Annotated in this window: 18 protein-coding genes; 13 read left to right on the forward strand and 5 right to left on the reverse strand. The window is 68.7% G+C overall.

Features of this window, described 5'->3' with window-relative positions; genetic code table 11:
- Positions 1–6 precede the first annotated feature (6 nt).
- A complete protein-coding gene (locus AB0L91_RS15860) occupies positions 7–1,029 on the forward strand; it encodes an alpha/beta hydrolase family protein (protein WP_355271732.1) in 1,023 nt (340 codons plus the stop codon).
- A 173-nt stretch (positions 1,030–1,202) separates the two neighbouring features.
- Complete coding sequence (locus AB0L91_RS15865) at positions 1,203–2,450, forward strand: TetR/AcrR family transcriptional regulator (protein ID WP_365010508.1); 1,248 nt, start codon at positions 1,203–1,205, stop codon at positions 2,448–2,450.
- Here the strand turns inward: AB0L91_RS15865 and AB0L91_RS15870 are convergent.
- Entirely contained in the window at positions 2,447–3,961 is a 1,515-nt protein-coding gene (locus AB0L91_RS15870; protein WP_365010511.1) for an aldehyde dehydrogenase family protein, read from the reverse strand. The genes AB0L91_RS15865 and AB0L91_RS15870 overlap by 4 nt on opposite strands.
- A gap of 295 nt (positions 3,962–4,256) precedes the next feature.
- Here AB0L91_RS15870 and AB0L91_RS15875 point away from each other — a divergent pair, with 295 nt between their 5' ends.
- From AB0L91_RS15875 to AB0L91_RS15885, 3 genes are read left to right on the forward strand one after another with little or no spacing between them, the layout of a single operon-like run.
- Positions 4,257–5,258: an ATP-binding cassette domain-containing protein gene (locus AB0L91_RS15875; protein WP_355271213.1), complete on the forward strand. Its 1,002-nt coding sequence runs from the start codon at positions 4,257–4,259 to the stop codon at positions 5,256–5,258.
- Entirely contained in the window at positions 5,258–6,067 is an 810-nt protein-coding gene (locus AB0L91_RS15880; protein ID WP_019045009.1) for an ABC transporter permease, read from the forward strand. Before AB0L91_RS15875 ends, AB0L91_RS15880 begins: the two co-directional genes overlap by 1 nt.
- A complete protein-coding gene (locus tag AB0L91_RS15885; protein WP_365010515.1) occupies positions 6,064–6,921 on the forward strand; it encodes an ABC transporter permease in 858 nt (285 codons plus the stop codon). Before AB0L91_RS15880 ends, AB0L91_RS15885 begins: the two co-directional genes overlap by 4 nt.
- 49 nt (positions 6,922–6,970) lie before the next feature.
- Here AB0L91_RS15885 and AB0L91_RS15890 read toward each other — a convergent pair whose 3' ends face one another.
- The 4 genes from AB0L91_RS15890 to AB0L91_RS15905 all read right to left on the reverse strand — a co-directional run bounded on the left by AB0L91_RS15890 (position 6,971) and on the right by AB0L91_RS15905 (position 10,805).
- Positions 6,971–8,149 (reverse strand): lycopene cyclase family protein, encoded by a 1,179-nt coding sequence (locus AB0L91_RS15890; protein WP_365010518.1) that lies wholly within the window; start codon positions 8,147–8,149, stop codon positions 6,971–6,973.
- Between the two features lie 51 nt (positions 8,150–8,200).
- Positions 8,201–9,382, reverse strand: coding sequence for an ABC transporter permease (locus AB0L91_RS15895; RefSeq protein ID WP_365010521.1), 1,182 nt, complete (start codon positions 9,380–9,382; stop codon positions 8,201–8,203).
- Positions 9,379–10,257: an ATP-binding cassette domain-containing protein gene (locus AB0L91_RS15900; protein ID WP_365010524.1), complete on the reverse strand. Its 879-nt coding sequence runs from the start codon at positions 10,255–10,257 to the stop codon at positions 9,379–9,381. The genes AB0L91_RS15895 and AB0L91_RS15900 overlap by 4 nt, the downstream gene beginning before the upstream one ends.
- Positions 10,258–10,328: 71 nt before the next feature.
- Positions 10,329–10,805: a hotdog fold domain-containing protein gene (locus tag AB0L91_RS15905; RefSeq protein ID WP_357346431.1), complete on the reverse strand. Its 477-nt coding sequence runs from the start codon at positions 10,803–10,805 to the stop codon at positions 10,329–10,331.
- A gap of 520 nt (positions 10,806–11,325) precedes the next feature.
- On the opposite strand from AB0L91_RS15905, the gene rpsJ reads away from it, so the two are divergent.
- Genes rpsJ through rpsC form a run of 8 tightly spaced genes read left to right on the forward strand, consistent with a single transcriptional unit; the run spans position 11,326 to position 15,655 of the window.
- Positions 11,326–11,631, forward strand: a complete 306-nt coding sequence (gene rpsJ, locus AB0L91_RS15910) for a 30S ribosomal protein S10 (protein WP_003938093.1) — start codon at positions 11,326–11,328, stop codon at positions 11,629–11,631.
- Between the two features lie 14 nt (positions 11,632–11,645).
- Positions 11,646–12,311, forward strand: a complete 666-nt coding sequence (gene rplC / locus AB0L91_RS15915) for a 50S ribosomal protein L3 (protein ID WP_019045016.1) — start codon at positions 11,646–11,648, stop codon at positions 12,309–12,311.
- Positions 12,308–12,982 carry a 50S ribosomal protein L4 gene (gene rplD / locus AB0L91_RS15920; protein WP_019045017.1) on the forward strand — a complete coding sequence of 225 codons (675 nt, stop codon included), beginning with the start codon at positions 12,308–12,310 and terminating at the stop codon, positions 12,980–12,982. The genes rplC and rplD overlap by 4 nt, the downstream gene beginning before the upstream one ends.
- On the forward strand, positions 12,979–13,284 hold the full coding sequence (rplW, locus tag AB0L91_RS15925) for a 50S ribosomal protein L23 (RefSeq protein ID WP_019045018.1): 306 nt from the start codon (positions 12,979–12,981) through the stop codon (positions 13,282–13,284). The genes rplD and rplW overlap by 4 nt, the downstream gene beginning before the upstream one ends.
- Before the next feature lie 33 nt (positions 13,285–13,317).
- A complete protein-coding gene (rplB, locus tag AB0L91_RS15930) occupies positions 13,318–14,154 on the forward strand; it encodes a 50S ribosomal protein L2 (RefSeq protein ID WP_019045019.1) in 837 nt (278 codons plus the stop codon).
- Positions 14,155–14,168: 14 nt separating this feature from the next.
- The gene (gene rpsS / locus AB0L91_RS15935) at positions 14,169–14,450 is read left to right on the forward strand and encodes a 30S ribosomal protein S19 (protein ID WP_019045020.1); all 282 of its coding nucleotides are present in this window, start codon (positions 14,169–14,171) and stop codon (positions 14,448–14,450) included.
- Positions 14,447–14,860: a 50S ribosomal protein L22 gene (rplV, locus tag AB0L91_RS15940; protein ID WP_019045021.1), complete on the forward strand. Its 414-nt coding sequence runs from the start codon at positions 14,447–14,449 to the stop codon at positions 14,858–14,860. The genes rpsS and rplV overlap by 4 nt, the downstream gene beginning before the upstream one ends.
- Entirely contained in the window at positions 14,861–15,655 is a 795-nt protein-coding gene (gene rpsC / locus AB0L91_RS15945) for a 30S ribosomal protein S3 (RefSeq protein ID WP_019045022.1), read from the forward strand. It abuts the gene before it with no gap.

The following is a 15,655-nucleotide window of genomic DNA, read 5'->3' on the forward strand; positions in this document are numbered from 1 at the left end:
GCGGCGATGATCGCGGCGACCGCAGTGGCCGCCGGACTGCTGTCCGGCATCGGCGCGAGCCCGGCCTCGGCTGATCCGATCATCGATTCCAAGAGCCTGCTCGCCAACCCCGTTTCCGAGGACGGCTCCAAGATCGTCAAGGCCGAGGTGAAGGACTCGCGCAGCCTGCGGCTGCACGTGTACTCCGCGGCGATGGACTCCAACATCATCGTCGACGTCCAGCGCCCCGCCGACGCCTCCGTGCCGCGCCCCACCCTGTACCTGCTCAACGGTGCCGGTGGTGGCGAGGACTCCGCGTCCTGGGTCGCCAAGACCGACGCGCTGGAGTTCCTCAGCGACAAGAACGTCAACGTCATCCAGCCGATCGGTGGCGCCTGGAGCTACTACACCGACTGGATCGCCGACGACCCGGTCGTCGGCCGCAACAAGTGGAAGACGTTCTTCACCGAGGAGCTGCCCCCGCTGGTCGACGGCGCGCTGGGCACCAACGGCGTGAACGCCATCGCGGGTCTGTCCACCTCGGGCACCACCGTGCTCGCGCTGCCGATCGCCAAGCCCGGCCTGTACAAGGCGGCCGCGGCCTACTCCGGGTGCGCGCAGACCTCCGACCCGGTCGGCTCGGAGTTCGTCAAGCTCACGGTCGAGACCTGGGGTGGCGGCGACACCATGAACATGTGGGGCCCGCAGGGCTCGGCGGAGTGGGTCGCGAACGACCCGTACGTCCACGCCGAGGGACTGCGCGGGCTGGATCTCTACATCTCCACCGGCAACGGCCTGCCCGGCCCGTACGACACCCTCGACGGCCCGTACGCCCTGCCCGGCGCCTACGGCCTGGCCAACCAGATCGTCATCGGCGGCGTCATCGAGGCGGGCACCAACTTCTGCACGCACAACCTGGCCAACCGGCTGAACGAGCTGGGCATCCCGGCGACCTTCAACTTCCGTCCCAACGGCACCCACTCGTGGGGCTACTGGAAGGATGAGCTGAAGCTGTCGTGGCCGGTGCTGGCCCGCGGCCTCGGCCTGTAAGCGCGTCGCGTTCCACGAAGGCCGCCCCGGTATCGCCGGGGCGGTTTTCGTTTCCCGGACTGCCTCTCGACGTTTGCGAATTGTGGTTAACTTAGGTTGACTGGTCCGGCGCCGCCCGGTGGGTGCGCAGCCAGTCGTCGCATAGCCCGGTTCGCGGAACGGAAAGTGAGTGCATGGTCGCCGATCGCAGTGAGGCCGAACGCGCCTGCGAGCCGACCACCGCACCGGCGCGGGTCGTGCGCCGCAGGCCCAAGGACCGCAAGATCCAGATCATGCGGGCCGCCGCGCGCGCGTTCAGCGCCCGTGGCTACTACCCGGTCGGCGTGGACGAGATCGCCGCCGAGGTCGGCATCTCCGGGCCCGCCCTGTACCGCCACTTCGCCAACAAGTACGCCCTGCTCGTGGCCGCCGCCGAAGAGGGCGCGCGCGGGTTGCGCGATTGCGCCGCGGCCGCCGACGACCCGTCGCTGCCCGCGGAGGCCCGGCTCGACGCGCTGCTCACGGCCGTCGCCGAGCAGAACATCGACTTCCGGCGCGAGGCCGGTCTCTACCGCTGGGAACGCCGCTATCTCGAGCGCGAGGACCGCGTGCGTATCCGCGCGTTCTATCGCGAACTCGAGGCCATGGTCGCGGCGCCGATCGCCGAACTGCACCCCGGCGAGAGCCCCGACAACGTCACCCTGCGGGCGGTCGGCGCGCTGAGTTCGCTGGCCAGTATCGCCGCGCACCGCACCACGCTGTCGCACTCGCGCATCCTCGCCCTCCAGCTCGACATGTCCTGGGCGATCGTGCGCGCCGACCTGCCGCCCGCCCCCGCCGCGGCGGAACCGGACCGGCAGAATCGCGGCCTGCCGGTGACATCGAAACGTGAACAGCTGCTCACCGAGGCGATCAGGATCTTCGGCCGCAACGGCTACCACGAGTCGGGCATCGAGGAGATCGGCGCCGCCGTCGGGATCAACGCCTCCAGCGTCTATCGGCACTTCGACAGCAAGGCCGACCTGCTCGCCGCCGCCTTCCACCGCACCGGCGACCGGCTCGCCGTGGCGATCGGCGAGGCACTGGCCGAGTCGGAGAGCCGGGCCGACGCCGCCCGCCGCATCGCCGACCGCTATGCCCGGCTCACCTTCGCGACGCCGGAGATCATGCCGGTGTACTACGCGGAGTTCAGCAACCTCCCGCAGGCCGAACAGCACCGGCTGCGCGCCATCCAGCGCCAGAACGTCCTCGAATGGGCCAACCTGCTCGACGGCGACCCGATCGAGGCCAGGTTCCGGGTGCACGCCGCGATCGGTCAGATCATCGATGTCGGCCGGCTGCTGCGCTTCGACTCCAGGCCCGAACAGCTCGCCCGGCTGGCCGCGCTCACCGGCGCGGTCCTGCTCGGCGACAAGGCCGAGCCGGACGACGCCCAGGGCTAGGCCCGGCCGTGGCGCAGCCGGAACAGGGCGCGCGCCGTGTGCAGATGCCGGGGATGCCGGTCGAAGGTCGAGAGCCGGACCGGGGCCCGATAGCGCCTGCGGGCGATCGACATGGTCCGGCTGAATTCGCGCAGGCCCTGCTGACCGTGGCTGTGGCCCTGCCCGTACTCGCCGACGCCGCCGAACGGCAGCGCCGGGATCCCGGTGAAGGCGGTCGACGAGTTCACCGTCACCACGCCGACCCTGAGCTGCTCGGCGATGAACTCCGCGCTGGGGATGTCGCGCGTGAAGACGGTGACGGCGATGCCGTTGCCCGCCGCGTTCACCCTGGTCACCGCGTCGGCCAGGTCGGCGACGCGATTCACCACCAGCACCGGGCCGGTGCCCTCGCCGGTGATCGCGATGCTCTCCTCCGGCACCTCGGCCAGCACGATGGGCTCCACGTACGGATCGCGGAAGGAATCGAGGCCGCCGAGCACCGCGTGCCCGCCGCGCGCGATGGCGTCGCGGACCTGCTTGCGCACCACATCGACCTGGGCCGCGTTGATCATCGGGCCGTAGGCGGCGCGGTTGTCGGCGCCGGGGCGCAGCTTCGCCGCGCGCTCGGCCACCCTGGCCAGGAAGTCGTCGAAGACCGAATCGGCGACATAGCAGCGCTGGATGCCCGAGGCGTTCTGCCCGGCGTTGGCCATCGCGCCGAAGACCGCGGCCTCGGCCGCCGCGTCGAGGACGGCGTCGACGTGCACGATCATGCTGCCCTTGCCGCTGTGCTCGACCACGACCGGCGTCAGCGTCTGCGCGCACCGGGCGATCACGTCACGCCCGGCCGCCTCCGGCCCGGCGTAGGCGATCTTGTCCACGCCGGACTTGCACAGCGCGGTCGCGGTGCGTGAGTCACCGGTGACGGCCTGCAGCACCGTTTGATCGGGCGCCACCGCGGCCCAGCTCTCGGCCAGCCAGGTGCCGACGCCGGTGGTCAGCTCGTGCGGATTGAACACGACCGCGTTGCCGGCGGCCATCGCGTAGGCGATCGAGCTCATCGGCGTGAAGACCGGGTTGTTCCAGGCGCCGAGCACCCCGACCACACCCAGCGGCAGATACCCGACCGAGGCGTGCTGATTGCGGGTGAACCAGCCGGTGGCCAGGCGCTTTCGGCCCAGCGTCCGCTCCGCGTTGCGGGCGGCCCAGTCCAGGTTCTCCACCGCCAGCATCACCTCGAGTGCGGCGTCGGCCTCCGGCTTGCCGGTCTCGGCGCGCAGCAGCTCCACCAATTCACCGGTGCGCCTGGCGATCTGCGTGCGCCAGTCCAGCAACAGCCGCTTGCGGCCCGCGAATCCCAGTTCGCTCCACCAGTTCTGGGTGGCGCGCGCGGTGCGCACCGCACGGGTGACCTCGGCCTGCCCGTGCACGGGATACTGCGCGAGCTGTTCGCCGGTGCGCGGGTCGAACGACGTCAGCACGTCGGATCGCCCCGTCGGCACGGCGGCGCCTGCCGGTGCTGAGTCGCCCATTGTCACCTCTCACGAGATCGAACACGCCCGCGCGCGGGCCGGTGAGACGAGTGTTTCCCCGTCGCCAGCGTATGGGCGCCCGAGCGCGCCGACAAGGTCGGCGCACTGCCCTTCCACTGCCCTGGTGAGCAAGACCACAGCCGCGCGGGAAACCGGCCGGGTGCGCGCAGACGCGACCCGGAAAACCGCCGGACCGGTAACATCGCGCCGAACGGTATGGATCACCTACCGAGAAGCAAATTCCGTGTGCGCTCGTCCGGTCAGGGCGCCGCACCCGGCTGATGGTGGAGAGTTGATGCCGAGTTCGATCTCAGTGGATTCGCCGGCGGGTGGCGTCGCGTCGCCCGGCGGTGAGCCCGCGGTGCTGGTGTCCGATGTGCGCAAATCCTTCGGCGATGTGCACGCGTTGCAGGGCATCAGTTTCCAGGCCGAGAAGGCCAGCGTATTGGGCATCCTCGGCCCCAACGGCGCGGGCAAGACCACCACGGTCAAGATCCTGTCGACGCTGCTGCGCCCCGACTCCGGCACCGCGATCGTCGCCGGGCACGACGTGCGCACCGACGCGGCGGGCGTGCGCAGGGCGATCATGATGACCGGCCAGTACGCCGCGCTCGACGAGAACCTGACCGGTCGCGAGAACCTGGAACTGTTCGGGCGGCTGATGGGTCTGTCCAAGTCGGCCGCCCGCAAGCGCGCGGAAGTGCTGCTCGAGGAGTTCGACCTGGTCAGCGCGGGCAAGCGCGCCGTGCGCAACTACTCCGGTGGCATGCGCCGCCGCGTCGACATCGCCTGCGGGCTGGTCGTGCGGCCCGAGGTCGTCTTCCTCGACGAGCCGACCACCGGCCTGGACCCGCGCAGCCGTCAGGGCGTGTGGGACCTGGTCACCGCGCTCAAGAACCAGGGCATCACGGTCCTGCTGACCACGCAGTACCTCGAAGAGGCCGACGTCCTCAGCGACAACATCATCGTCATCGACAAGGGCACGGTCATCGCCGAGGGCACCGCCGATCAGCTCAAGGCCAAGACCGGCGGCAGCTTCTGCGAGATCGTCCCGCTCGACCCGAGCCGCCTGGCCGCGACGGTCGAGGCGCTCGGCGACCTGGTCCCCGCCGCCGTGGCCGCCGACATCGCCGGCGCGGACAAGCTGTCGGTGCCCGCTCCCGACGGCGCCGCCACCCTCGCCGAGGCGCTGCGCAGGCTCGACAGCGCTGGCATCGACCTGGCCGACATCGCACTGCGCAGGCCCTCGCTCGACGACGTGTTCCTGTCGATCACCGGTCATTCGGGCGGCCACTAGTGAGCGCTCCCACGGTCGCGCAAACGACCCTGTTCGACGACCTACCCCAGGCCCGGCCGAGCAGCTTCGCGCAATGGCGCGCGCTGACCGGCCGCGTCGTGTGGACCATGGTCACCAAGGGCGAGCTGATCGTCGCGGTGCTCTTCCCGCTGGTGATCACCGTGGCCTTCTATCTGCCGCTGCGCTACGTGATGAAGGTCCAGGGCATCGACTACGCGCAGTACGTCATGCCGATCATCGTGCTCCAGACGATGGCGATGACGATGATGTCCAACGCCCAGCTCGCGGCGTTCGAGGCGCTCACCGGGCTGAGTTCGCGGCTGCAGACCATGCCGATCGGTTCGCTGGTGCCGCTGGTCTCGCGGATCAGCGCCGGTCTGGTGCGCTCGGTGATCTCGCTGATCGCCACCATCGGCTACGGCTACCTGATCGGCTTCCGGTTCTCCGGCGGCTGGCTGCAGGCGCTGGCCTTCTGTGGTTTCGCGCTGGCGGTCGGCCTGGTGCTGACGCTCGGCGCCGACGCGCTCGGCAGCCTCACCAAGAACCCCGAGTCGCTGAGCCAGGCGCTCACCCTGCCGATCCTGATCTTCGGGATGCTGTCCACCGGGTTCGTTCCCGAGCAGGCGTTCCCGAGCTGGGCGCGGGGCTTCGCCCGCAATCAGCCGATCTCGCAGGCCGCCCAGACCCTCAGCGACATGGCCGCGGGCCACCTGAGCTGGGCGGGCACCTGGGTGTCGCTGGTGTGGCTCGCCGGTCTGACCATTTTCTTCCTCCCACTGGCTGTGTGGGCGAGTGTGAGGCGATCATGACGACGACAACGCCCGACCAGCACACGCTGCCGGTCGACGAGACCGCGGCGTTGTTGCCGGTGGTGCACGCCAAGCCGGAAGGCTCGGTGTCGATGTGGGCGACGCACAGCGTGCTCCAGTGCAAGCGGTTGCTGATGGTGTGGCTGCGCGATCCGGCGACGACGATCCAGACCATCGTCTACCCGGCGGTGACGCTGCTGATGTTCCGCATCGTGCTCGGCGACTACATCACCGCCTACGGCGGCATGCCCGCGATCTACGGACAGGCCGCGCTGCTCACCCTGGTGGCGGCCATGACGGGCGCGGTGGTCAGTGCCCTCGGCTTCAAGCGGGAAAAAGCGGCCGGGCTGCTCAGCCGGTTCTACACGATGCCGCTGAACAAGGCCTCGTTGCTGACCGGCCGCCTGCTGGCCGAGGCGGTGCGCATCCTGATCACCACCGTGATCGTGCTGCTGGTCGCGGTGCCGCTGGGGTTCCTGTTCATGGAGGACCCGCTCACCAATATCGCGCTGGTCAGCGTGCCGGTGCTGTTCGGCCTCGGCTTCGCGGTGATGGTGACCGCGCTGGCCACCGTCACCGAGGGCGTCATGCTGATCAGCTTGATCAGCATCGTCAACACGCTGCTGATGTTCTTCAACACCGGCTTCGTCCCGATCTTCGCCTATCCGACCTGGCTGCAGACCATCGTGGAGAACCAGCCGATGAGCTGCGCGATCAACGCGATGATCGGCCTGTCCTACGGCGGGCCGGTCGCCGAGCCGCTGCTGAAGACGCTGGCCTGGACGATCGGAATGATCGCGGTCTTCGCCTACCCGGCGATCGTCGGCTACAAGCGCGCCGCGCAGTCCTCGTAAGCTACGGCAGTCGCCCCGGAGTCCGTGTGACTCCGGGGCGATTGCTGTGTCAGTGGGTCGGCGCCTCGGCCGGCGCGAACGGGTAGTCGACCCACCGATCGCGGTTGGTCCAGCCGACCAGGTCGTAGCGCCAGCGGAACGGCCAGGTGTGCGCGACGGTGTTGAACAGCACCGCGCCGAGCGCGGCATAGTCGTCGTGGGCGGTCAGCAGCGCCCGCTGACCGCGTTCGGACTCGGTGAAGAACGCCTCGAACATCGCGATCGACTGGTCGGTGGTGAGTCGGCCGAGGCCCCACAGCCCGCGCATCCGCATCCAGTACACCGCTCGGGCCCGCCATGGCCACAGCGCGGCGATCGGGTCGCGACCAGCCCGGACGGCGTCGATCGCGGTATCGATGAGGGCGAGCGAATCGGCCACCGAGTACCCGGTGCACGGGTGCATCATCCCGCCGCGCGAACCGAACGGCACGGCCACGGCGGTGCCCTTCTTCGGCGGCGGCTGATCCAGCGGATAGTGGGCGGCCTCGTGCGGCTCGTCCCCGGTGAGCCGGATGCCGTGCGCCGCGAGCCTGCTCAGCGTCCGCTTGCGTAGCTCGTGCTGCGGCATCCCGCCGCGTAAGCCGAGGCTGGTCTCCTCGAAGATCACCGTCCCGTCGCCCAGCGGCACGGCGTAGAGGAACGACGGCGGCTCGTCCGGACCGGCCCCGTTCTCCGGCCGCCAGTCCAGCAGCAGGCCCTCGCCGTCGGCCACCATCGGCGCCGCGGTCTCGGCGTCGACGAAGATCCCGTGCGCCGACGCCGCTCGGCGCTGCCCCAGCACGGGCAGGCCCCTGGTGTCGAACACCACCGCCGCCGAGATCACCGTCCCGTCCGCGAGCTCCACTTCGTGCTGGTCGACCCGGCGCGCCCGATCCGCGAACACCGTCGCGTCGTCGAGCGCCAGCGCCGCGTGCAACCCCGCCTTGGACAGCACGCAGTAGGGCCGCGCGATCCGGTGCTCGGTCTTCGTCCACACCGTCGGGGCCTCGATCCGCTGCGCGATCACGCTCGCGGGCAGCCATTCCGGCAGCTCGTCGACCCAGCACGAGAACGTCGGCGGGAACAGCCGCTCCGGCCGCGGATCCACCGCCGCCACCCGCAACCCGGCCACCGCGGCGCGATGCGCCAACCCCCGCCCGGTCGGCCCCAACCCGACCACGCAGATATCGAATTCCCGCACAACGCTCACGCCCGCATTCAAACCGCACCGGCCGTCACGGCGCAAGCACCGCTGTTCGGCTCAGTCCTCCAGGGCCAGCGCCTGGCGGAAGGTGAGCCGGCCCTGGGTCTGCATGAGGGAGCGGCGGTAGACGCGTTCGGCCACGACCACGATGCCGTAGGTGGCCACGGCCATCAGGGCGAGCGAGACGAACGGTTCCCACCAGGCGGCGGTGCCGTCGGCGAGGCGGCCCGGCATGGCGACGATGGACATGATCGGGACATAGGACGCGACGACGCGGGCGCCGCCGGTGAGGAAGATCCCGGCGAACAGCACGATCATGATCAGCATCGACAGGGGAGTGGCGGTGGACTGGAGGTCTTCGCTGCGGGTCGCCAGCGAGCCCGCGACGGCCCAGAGACTGGCCAGCGCCAGGAAACCGACCAGGAAGAAGACGATGAACCACCCCGCCGCGCCGGCGATCCGGCCCAGCTGATCGGCCTGCCCGGTCGCGGCCAAGCCGATCAGACCCGCGCCGACGAATAGGCTGAGCTGCGCGAACGCCAGCACCGCGTTGCCGGCCACCTTGCCGATCAGCAACTGCCGCAACGGCATCGCGCTGGCCAGGATCTCGACGATCCGGTTCTGCTTCTCCTCCACCACACTCTGCGCGATGGACATGCCGAACAGCACCGACGCCAGATAGAAGAGGAACGCGAACACGAACGCCACGATCCTGGCGAGCCCCGGATCGACCCCGCCCTGCTCCAGCAGCGCGTAGCTCACCCCGGCGCCGCGCGCGAGCTCCTCGAGCGACACCCCGGCGGCCTCGGCATTGCGCTGTAGGGCCAGCTGCGCGGCGGCGGCGGAGATGTAGGTGGTGGCGTCGTCGTTCTCGGCGGTCTTGCCGATGAGCTGCCAGCCGCCGTCCACCGGCACCAAGCCGACCTCGACCGTCCCGTCGCGCACCTGCTGCTCGACAGCGGCCCGATCCGGGTAGGGATAGGCGGTGAAGGAGATGTCGGTATCGGCCGCCGCGGCCAGTCCACCCGCCGCCTGGACCACCGCCACCGTCTCCGGCCCGGTGACGGCGACCTCGATCTTGTCCGGCCTGCTGCTGACGAACCCGCTCACGGCCAGCGAGGCGACGATGGCCACGATGGTGATCACCGTCGAGATGACGAAGTTGCGATCACGCAGCTTCACCACGATCTCCCTGGCGGCGACGATCCGCCACACGCCACGCGAAGCCGGAGCGGTCACGCCGTCACCTCCCGGTAGATCTCGGCGACGGTCGGCCGCAGTTCGGCGAACTCGCGCACCGACCCCCGCGCCAGCGCCTCGGCGAGCACCGCGTCGGTACTGGTGTCCGCCAGCTCGATCACCGCCGCCGACCCGTTCGTCTCGAGCACCCGCACCCCGGCGAACTCTCGCAACCAGCCCGGATCGCTGCCGACGACCAGCCGGTACCGCGCCGCGCTCGTCGCCCGCAGCGCCGCCACCGTGCCCTGCCCGACCACCCGACCCGCGGCGAGGATCACCAGCTGATCGCACAGCCGCTCGACCAGATCCAGCTGATGCGAGGAGAACAGCACCGGCACGCCTTGCCCGGCGTATTCGCGCAGCAGCTCGGCCATGGAATCGACCGCGACCGGATCGAGCCCGGAGAACGGCTCGTCCAGGATCAGCGCCGTCGGCTGCGCGATCACCGCGGCCGCGATCTGCACCCGCTGCTGATTACCCAGCGACAGCGACTCGAGCTTGTCCTTGCTCCGGTCGCCGAGCCCGAACCGCTCGAGCAGTTCGGCGGCCCGCGCCTTCGCCTCGGCCGCGCTCAGTCCGCGCAGCCTGGCCAGATAGACGAGCTGATCGAGCACCGGCTGTTTCGGATACAGCCCGCGCTCCTCCGGCATGTACCCGAACGAGCGGCGATCGAGCGCGGTCACCGCCCGTCCGTCCCACCTGACCTCGCCCCCGTGCACCGCCAGCACCCCCATGATCATCCGCATGGTGGTGGTCTTGCCCGCCCCGTTCCCCCCGACGAACCCGGTCAGCGCCCCCGGCGGCACGGTGAAGGACACCTCGTCGACCGCCACGTTGTCGCCGAAGCGCCGGATGAGTTGCGCGACTTCCAACATCGAACTCCCCGTCTGTTGTCGTCTCGCCCCAACGGTACCGATCCGACGCCGCACCGGGCTCGACGTTCAGCTCAGCGCGGCGTGACCCAGGTGGTGATGTCGGCGTGCACGACCTCGATGCCGTCCTTGTCGTAGATCGACACGGGGACGGTGAGTTCGGTGCCCTCGGTGATGGCGTCGAAGTCGGGGATCTCGGTCAGCCTGGCCACCGCGCGCAGCCCGGACTCGGCCTTGGCCAGGTACTGCACGTTCATCGACTTGGGAATCCAGCGATGCGTGGTCGGCACGGTGGCCTCGCTGAGCATGCCCATCGCGACCTCGGCCAGATTGCAGGCCGCGATCGCGTGGAAGGTGCCCAGGTGGTTGTGGATGCCGAACCACTTGGGCGAGGTCACCTCGCAGATGCCGGGCTCGAGCCGCACCACCTGCGGCAGCACCGTGCCGAAGTAGGGCACCCGGGCGACCATGCCGAGCGAGAACAGCGTGTGCCCGAGGCGGTTGTCGGGCAATTTCTTCCAGCCGCGGTACGTCGCGGTTTCCTGTGCCATGCCCGTATCTTACTCAAAAGTAAGGTAGCGCGGAACCCTCGGCGACCGGTGCGAGCGTCGCGCCAGCTACCATGGTCCGGTACAGCCCAGCCGGCGATGCGGTCCAGGTAGATGGCCCCGCAGGGGCGTGATCGATACCTCACGACCCCCGATTTGAAGAGCGTCGTCGGCATGGTGCATACTGTTCGGGTTGCCTTGCACAGGATCATGTCTTTTCCACGGAGAAGACGGGTCGAGCGAGGCGAGCAGTAGTTTGTATCCCGCCGGTTCGCCGGTGTGGATACGTCCGGGACCACGTTCCAGGCCAACGGTGAGCAAGTGACCAGGGCTGAAGAATGAGCGAAAAGGCGACACGCCCGACCGCGTGGACCGGAGAACCATGACAGATGAACAGCGGCGAAGACTGGGCGGTGCCCGGTGGCGTTCTGGCGTCTTTCGTGTGTTCGGGCTGTGCAAATGAGGGTGGTGCAGGAGCCAGCTCCTGTGACCACGAAGGAAAGCGGAGAAAAGGACACTTAGCGTGGCGGGACAAAAGATCCGCATCAGGCTCAAGGCCTATGACCACGAGGCGATCGACGCGTCTGCGCGCAAGATCGTGGAGACGGTGACCCGCACTGGCGCCCGTGTGGTCGGGCCTGTGCCGTTGCCCACCGAGAAGAACGTGTACTGCGTCATCCGTTCGCCGCACAAGTACAAGGACTCGCGCGAACACTTCGAGATGCGTACGCACAAGCGCCTCATCGACATCCTCGACCCGACGCCGAAGACGGTCGACGCGCTCATGCGCATCGACCTGCCGGCCAGCGTCGACGTCAACATTCAGTGACGGGGACTCGAGATATGACTGACAACAAGAACCGGCCCGCAGCCGGCATCCTGGGCACCAAGCTCGGCATGACCCAGGTCTTCGACGAGAAGAACCGCGTCGTCCCGGTCACCGTCATCAAGGCGGGCCCGAACGTGGTCACCCAGATCCGCACCGTGGAGCGCGACGGCTACTCGGCCGTCCAGATCGCTTTCGGCGCCATCGACCCGCGCAAGGTGAACAAGCCGACTTCCGGCCAGTTCGCCAAGGCCGGTGTCACCCCGCGCCGCCACGTCACCGAGATCCGCGTCGCGGATGCCTCCACCTTCGAGGTCGGCCAGGAGCTCTCCGCCGACGTCTTCGAAGAGGGCACCTACGTCGACGTGACCGGCATCAGCAAGGGCAAGGGCTTCGCCGGCACCATGAAGCGCCACGGCTTCAAGGGCCAGGGCGCCTCGCACGGTGCGCAGGCTGTGCACCGTCGCCCGGGCTCCATCGGTGGCTGCGCCACTCCCGGCCGCGTGTTCAAGGGCATGCGCATGTCGGGCCGTATGGGTAACGACCGCGTCACCACGCAGAACCTCTCGGTTCACAAGGTCGACGCCGAGAACGGCCTGCTCCTGGTCAAGGGTGCCATCCCTGGCCGCAAGGGCAACGTCGTGATCGTCAAGAGCGCCGTGAAGGGTGGTGCGCACGCATGACCAGCCTCGACAAGAAGGCCAACCTGACGCTGACCGTTAAGGCCGCAGGCGGCAAGACCGAAGGCACCGTCGAACTCCCCGCGGAGATCTTCGACGTGACCGCCAACGTCGCGCTGATGCACCAGGTCGTCATCGCGCAGCTGGCCGCCGCTCGCCAGGGCACCCACGCCACGAAGACTCGTGGTCAGGTCTCCGGTGGTGGCAAGAAGCCGTACCGCCAGAAGGGCACCGGCCGCGCCCGCCAGGGTTCGACCCGTGCGCCGCAGTTCGCCGGCGGTGGCACCGTCCACGGCCCGCAGCCGCGTGACTACAGCCAGCGGACCCCCAAGAAGATGAAGGCCGCCGCCCTGCGTGGCGCCCTGTCCGACCGGGCCCGCAACGAGCGCATCCACGTGATCACCGAGCTGGTCGCGGGTCAGACCCCGTCGACCAAGGCCGCCAAGAGCTTCCTGTCCGAGCTGTCGGACCGCAAGAAGTTCCTGGTCGTCGTCGGTCGCGAGGACGTCGCCGCGTGGAAGAGCGTGGCGAACCTGCAGAACGTGCTGCCGATCGCCCCGGATCAGCTCAACACCTACGACGTCCTCAACAGCGACGAACTGGTGTTCAGCGTCGAGGCCCTGAACGCGTTCGTTCACGGTCCCGCCGAGGCGGCCCAGGAGGAGAGCAAGTGAGCACCATCGCCGACCCCCGCGACATCCTGCTCGCACCGGTCATCTCGGAGAAGTCCTACGGACTGATCGAGGAAGGCACCTACACCTTCCTGGTGCACCCGGATTCGAACAAGACGCAGATCAAGATCGCCGTCGAGAAGGTTTTCGGCGTCAAGGTCACCAGCGTCAACACCGCCAACCGTCAGGGCAAGCGCAAGCGGACCCGCTTCGGTTACGGCAAGCGCAAGGACACCAAGCGCGCGCTCGTGACCATCTCGGCCGACAGCAAGCCCATCGAGATCTTCGGAGGCCCGGTCGCGTAAGCGGCTGGTCATCCAGAAAGTAGAGAAGAACTCATGGCAATCCGTAAGTACAAGCCGACAACGCCGGGCCGTCGTGGCTCCAGCGTCTCGGACTTCGCCGAGATCACCCGGTCGACGCCGGAGAAGTCGCTGCTGCGCCCGCTCACCAAGTCCGGTGGTCGTAACGCGCACGGTCGCATCACCACTCGTCACCGCGGTGGCGGTCACAAGCGTGCCTACCGTGTCATCGACTTCCGTCGCCTGGACAAGGACGGCATCCCGGCCAAGGTCGCTCACATCGAGTACGACCCCAACCGCACCGCCAACATCGCACTGCTGCACTTCGCCGACGGCGAGAAGCGCTACATCATCGCGCCGAAGGGCATCCAGCAGGGCAGCCCGATCGAGTCCGGCCCCACGGCCGACATCAAGCCGGGCAACAACCTGCCGCTGCGCAACATCCCGACCGGTACCACGATCCACAACGTGGAGCTGCGTCCGGGCGGCGGCGCCAAGATGGCCCGTGCCGCAGGCATGAGCATCCAGCTGCTGGGCAAGGAAGGGCCGTACGCGACCCTGCGTATGCCCTCCGGTGAAATCCGCCGTGTCGACGTGCGCTGCCGCGCCACCGTCGGCGAGGTCGGTAACGCCGAGCAGTCGAACATCAACTGGGGCAAGGCCGGCCGTATGCGCTGGAAGGGCCGTCGTCCTACCGTCCGTGGTGTCGTCATGAACCCGGTCGACCACCCGCACGGTGGTGGTGAGGGTAAGACCTCCGGTGGTCGCCACCCGGTCTCCCCGTGGGGTCAGCCTGAGGGCCGCACCCGCAAGCCCAACCGCCCGAGCGACAAGCTCATCGTTCGCCGCCGCAAGACCGGCAAGAAGCGCTAAGGAGGAGGTAAGAAATGCCACGCAGCCTCAAGAAGGGCCCGTTCGTCGACGACCACCTCCTCGCGAAGGTGGACGTGCAGAACGAAAAGGGCACGAAGCAGGTCATCAAGACCTGGTCGCGTCGCTCGACCATCATCCCCGATTTCATCGGCCACACTTTCGCCGTCCACGACGGTCGCAAGCATGTCCCGGTGTTCGTGTCGGACAACATGGTCGGCCACAAGCTCGGTGAGTTCGCGCCGACCAGGACGTTCAAGAGCCACGTCAAGGACGACCGGAAGAGCAAGCGGCGATGACTGAAACCAACACCGAAACGGTTCAGAACCCGACTGCCCGCGCTACCGCTAAGCACGTGCGGGTCACCCCGATGAAGGCGCGTCGCGTCGTGGACCTGGTCCGCGGCAAGCGTGTCGAGGACGCCCTGGCGATCCTGAAGTTCGCGCCGCAGGCCGCGAGCGAGCCGGTTGCCAAGGTCGTGGCCAGTGCCGCGGCGAACGCCGAGAACAACCTCGGCCTCAACCCGGCCACCCTGGTCATCTCGACGGCTTTCGTCGACGAGGGTGCCACCATGAAGCGTTTCCAGCCGCGGGCCCAGGGCCGTGCGTTCCGGATCCGCAAGCGCACCAGCCACATCACCATCGAGGTCGAGAGCGTGCCCACTGCCGGCGCTGCCACTCGTAGCCGCCGGAAGGGAGGGGCAAAGTAAATGGGACAGAAAATCAACCCCCATGGCTTCCGCCTCGGTATCACCACCGACTGGAAGTCGCGTTGGTACGCGGACAAGCAGTACGCGGAATACGTGAAGGAAGACGTTCAGATCCGCAAGCTCCTCGCCACCGGCATGGAGCGGGCTGGTATCTCGAAGGTCGAGATCGAGCGCACCCGTGACCGCGTGCGTGTGGACATCCACACCGCGCGTCCCGGCATCGTGATCGGTCGCCGTGGCGCGGAGGCCGACCGCATCCGCGCCGAGCTGGAGAAGCTCACCAAGAAGCAGGTTCAGCTGAACATCCTCGAGGTCAAGAACCCCGAGTCGGATGCGCAGCTGGTCGCTCAGGGTGTCGCCGAGCAGCTCAGCAACCGTGTGGCGTTCCGTCGCGCGATGCGTAAGGCCATTCAGTCGGCCATGCGTTCGCCGAACGTCAAGGGCATCCGCGTGCAGTGCTCGGGCCGCCTCGGTGGCGCCGAAATGTCGCGCTCGGAGTTCTACCGCGAGGGTCGCGTCCCGCTGCACACGCTGCGCGCGGACATCGACTACGGCCTCTACGAGGCCAAGACCACCTTCGGTCGCATCGGCGTGAAGGTCTGGATCTACAAGGGTGACATCGTCGGTGGTCGTCGTGAGCTGACCGCCGCCGCTGCTGCTCCGGAGCGCCCGCGCCGCGAGCGTCCGAGCCGCCCGCGTCGTTCCGGTTCCGCCGGCACCACCGCGACCTCGACCGAGGTCGGTCGCGCCGCCACCGCTGTGGCGGACGCACCGGCAGAGAACCAGGAGGGCTGA

It is taken from the genome of Nocardia sp. NPDC051833, from assembly GCF_040681225.1.
Classification (GTDB): Bacteria; Actinomycetota; Actinomycetes; order Mycobacteriales; family Mycobacteriaceae; genus Nocardia.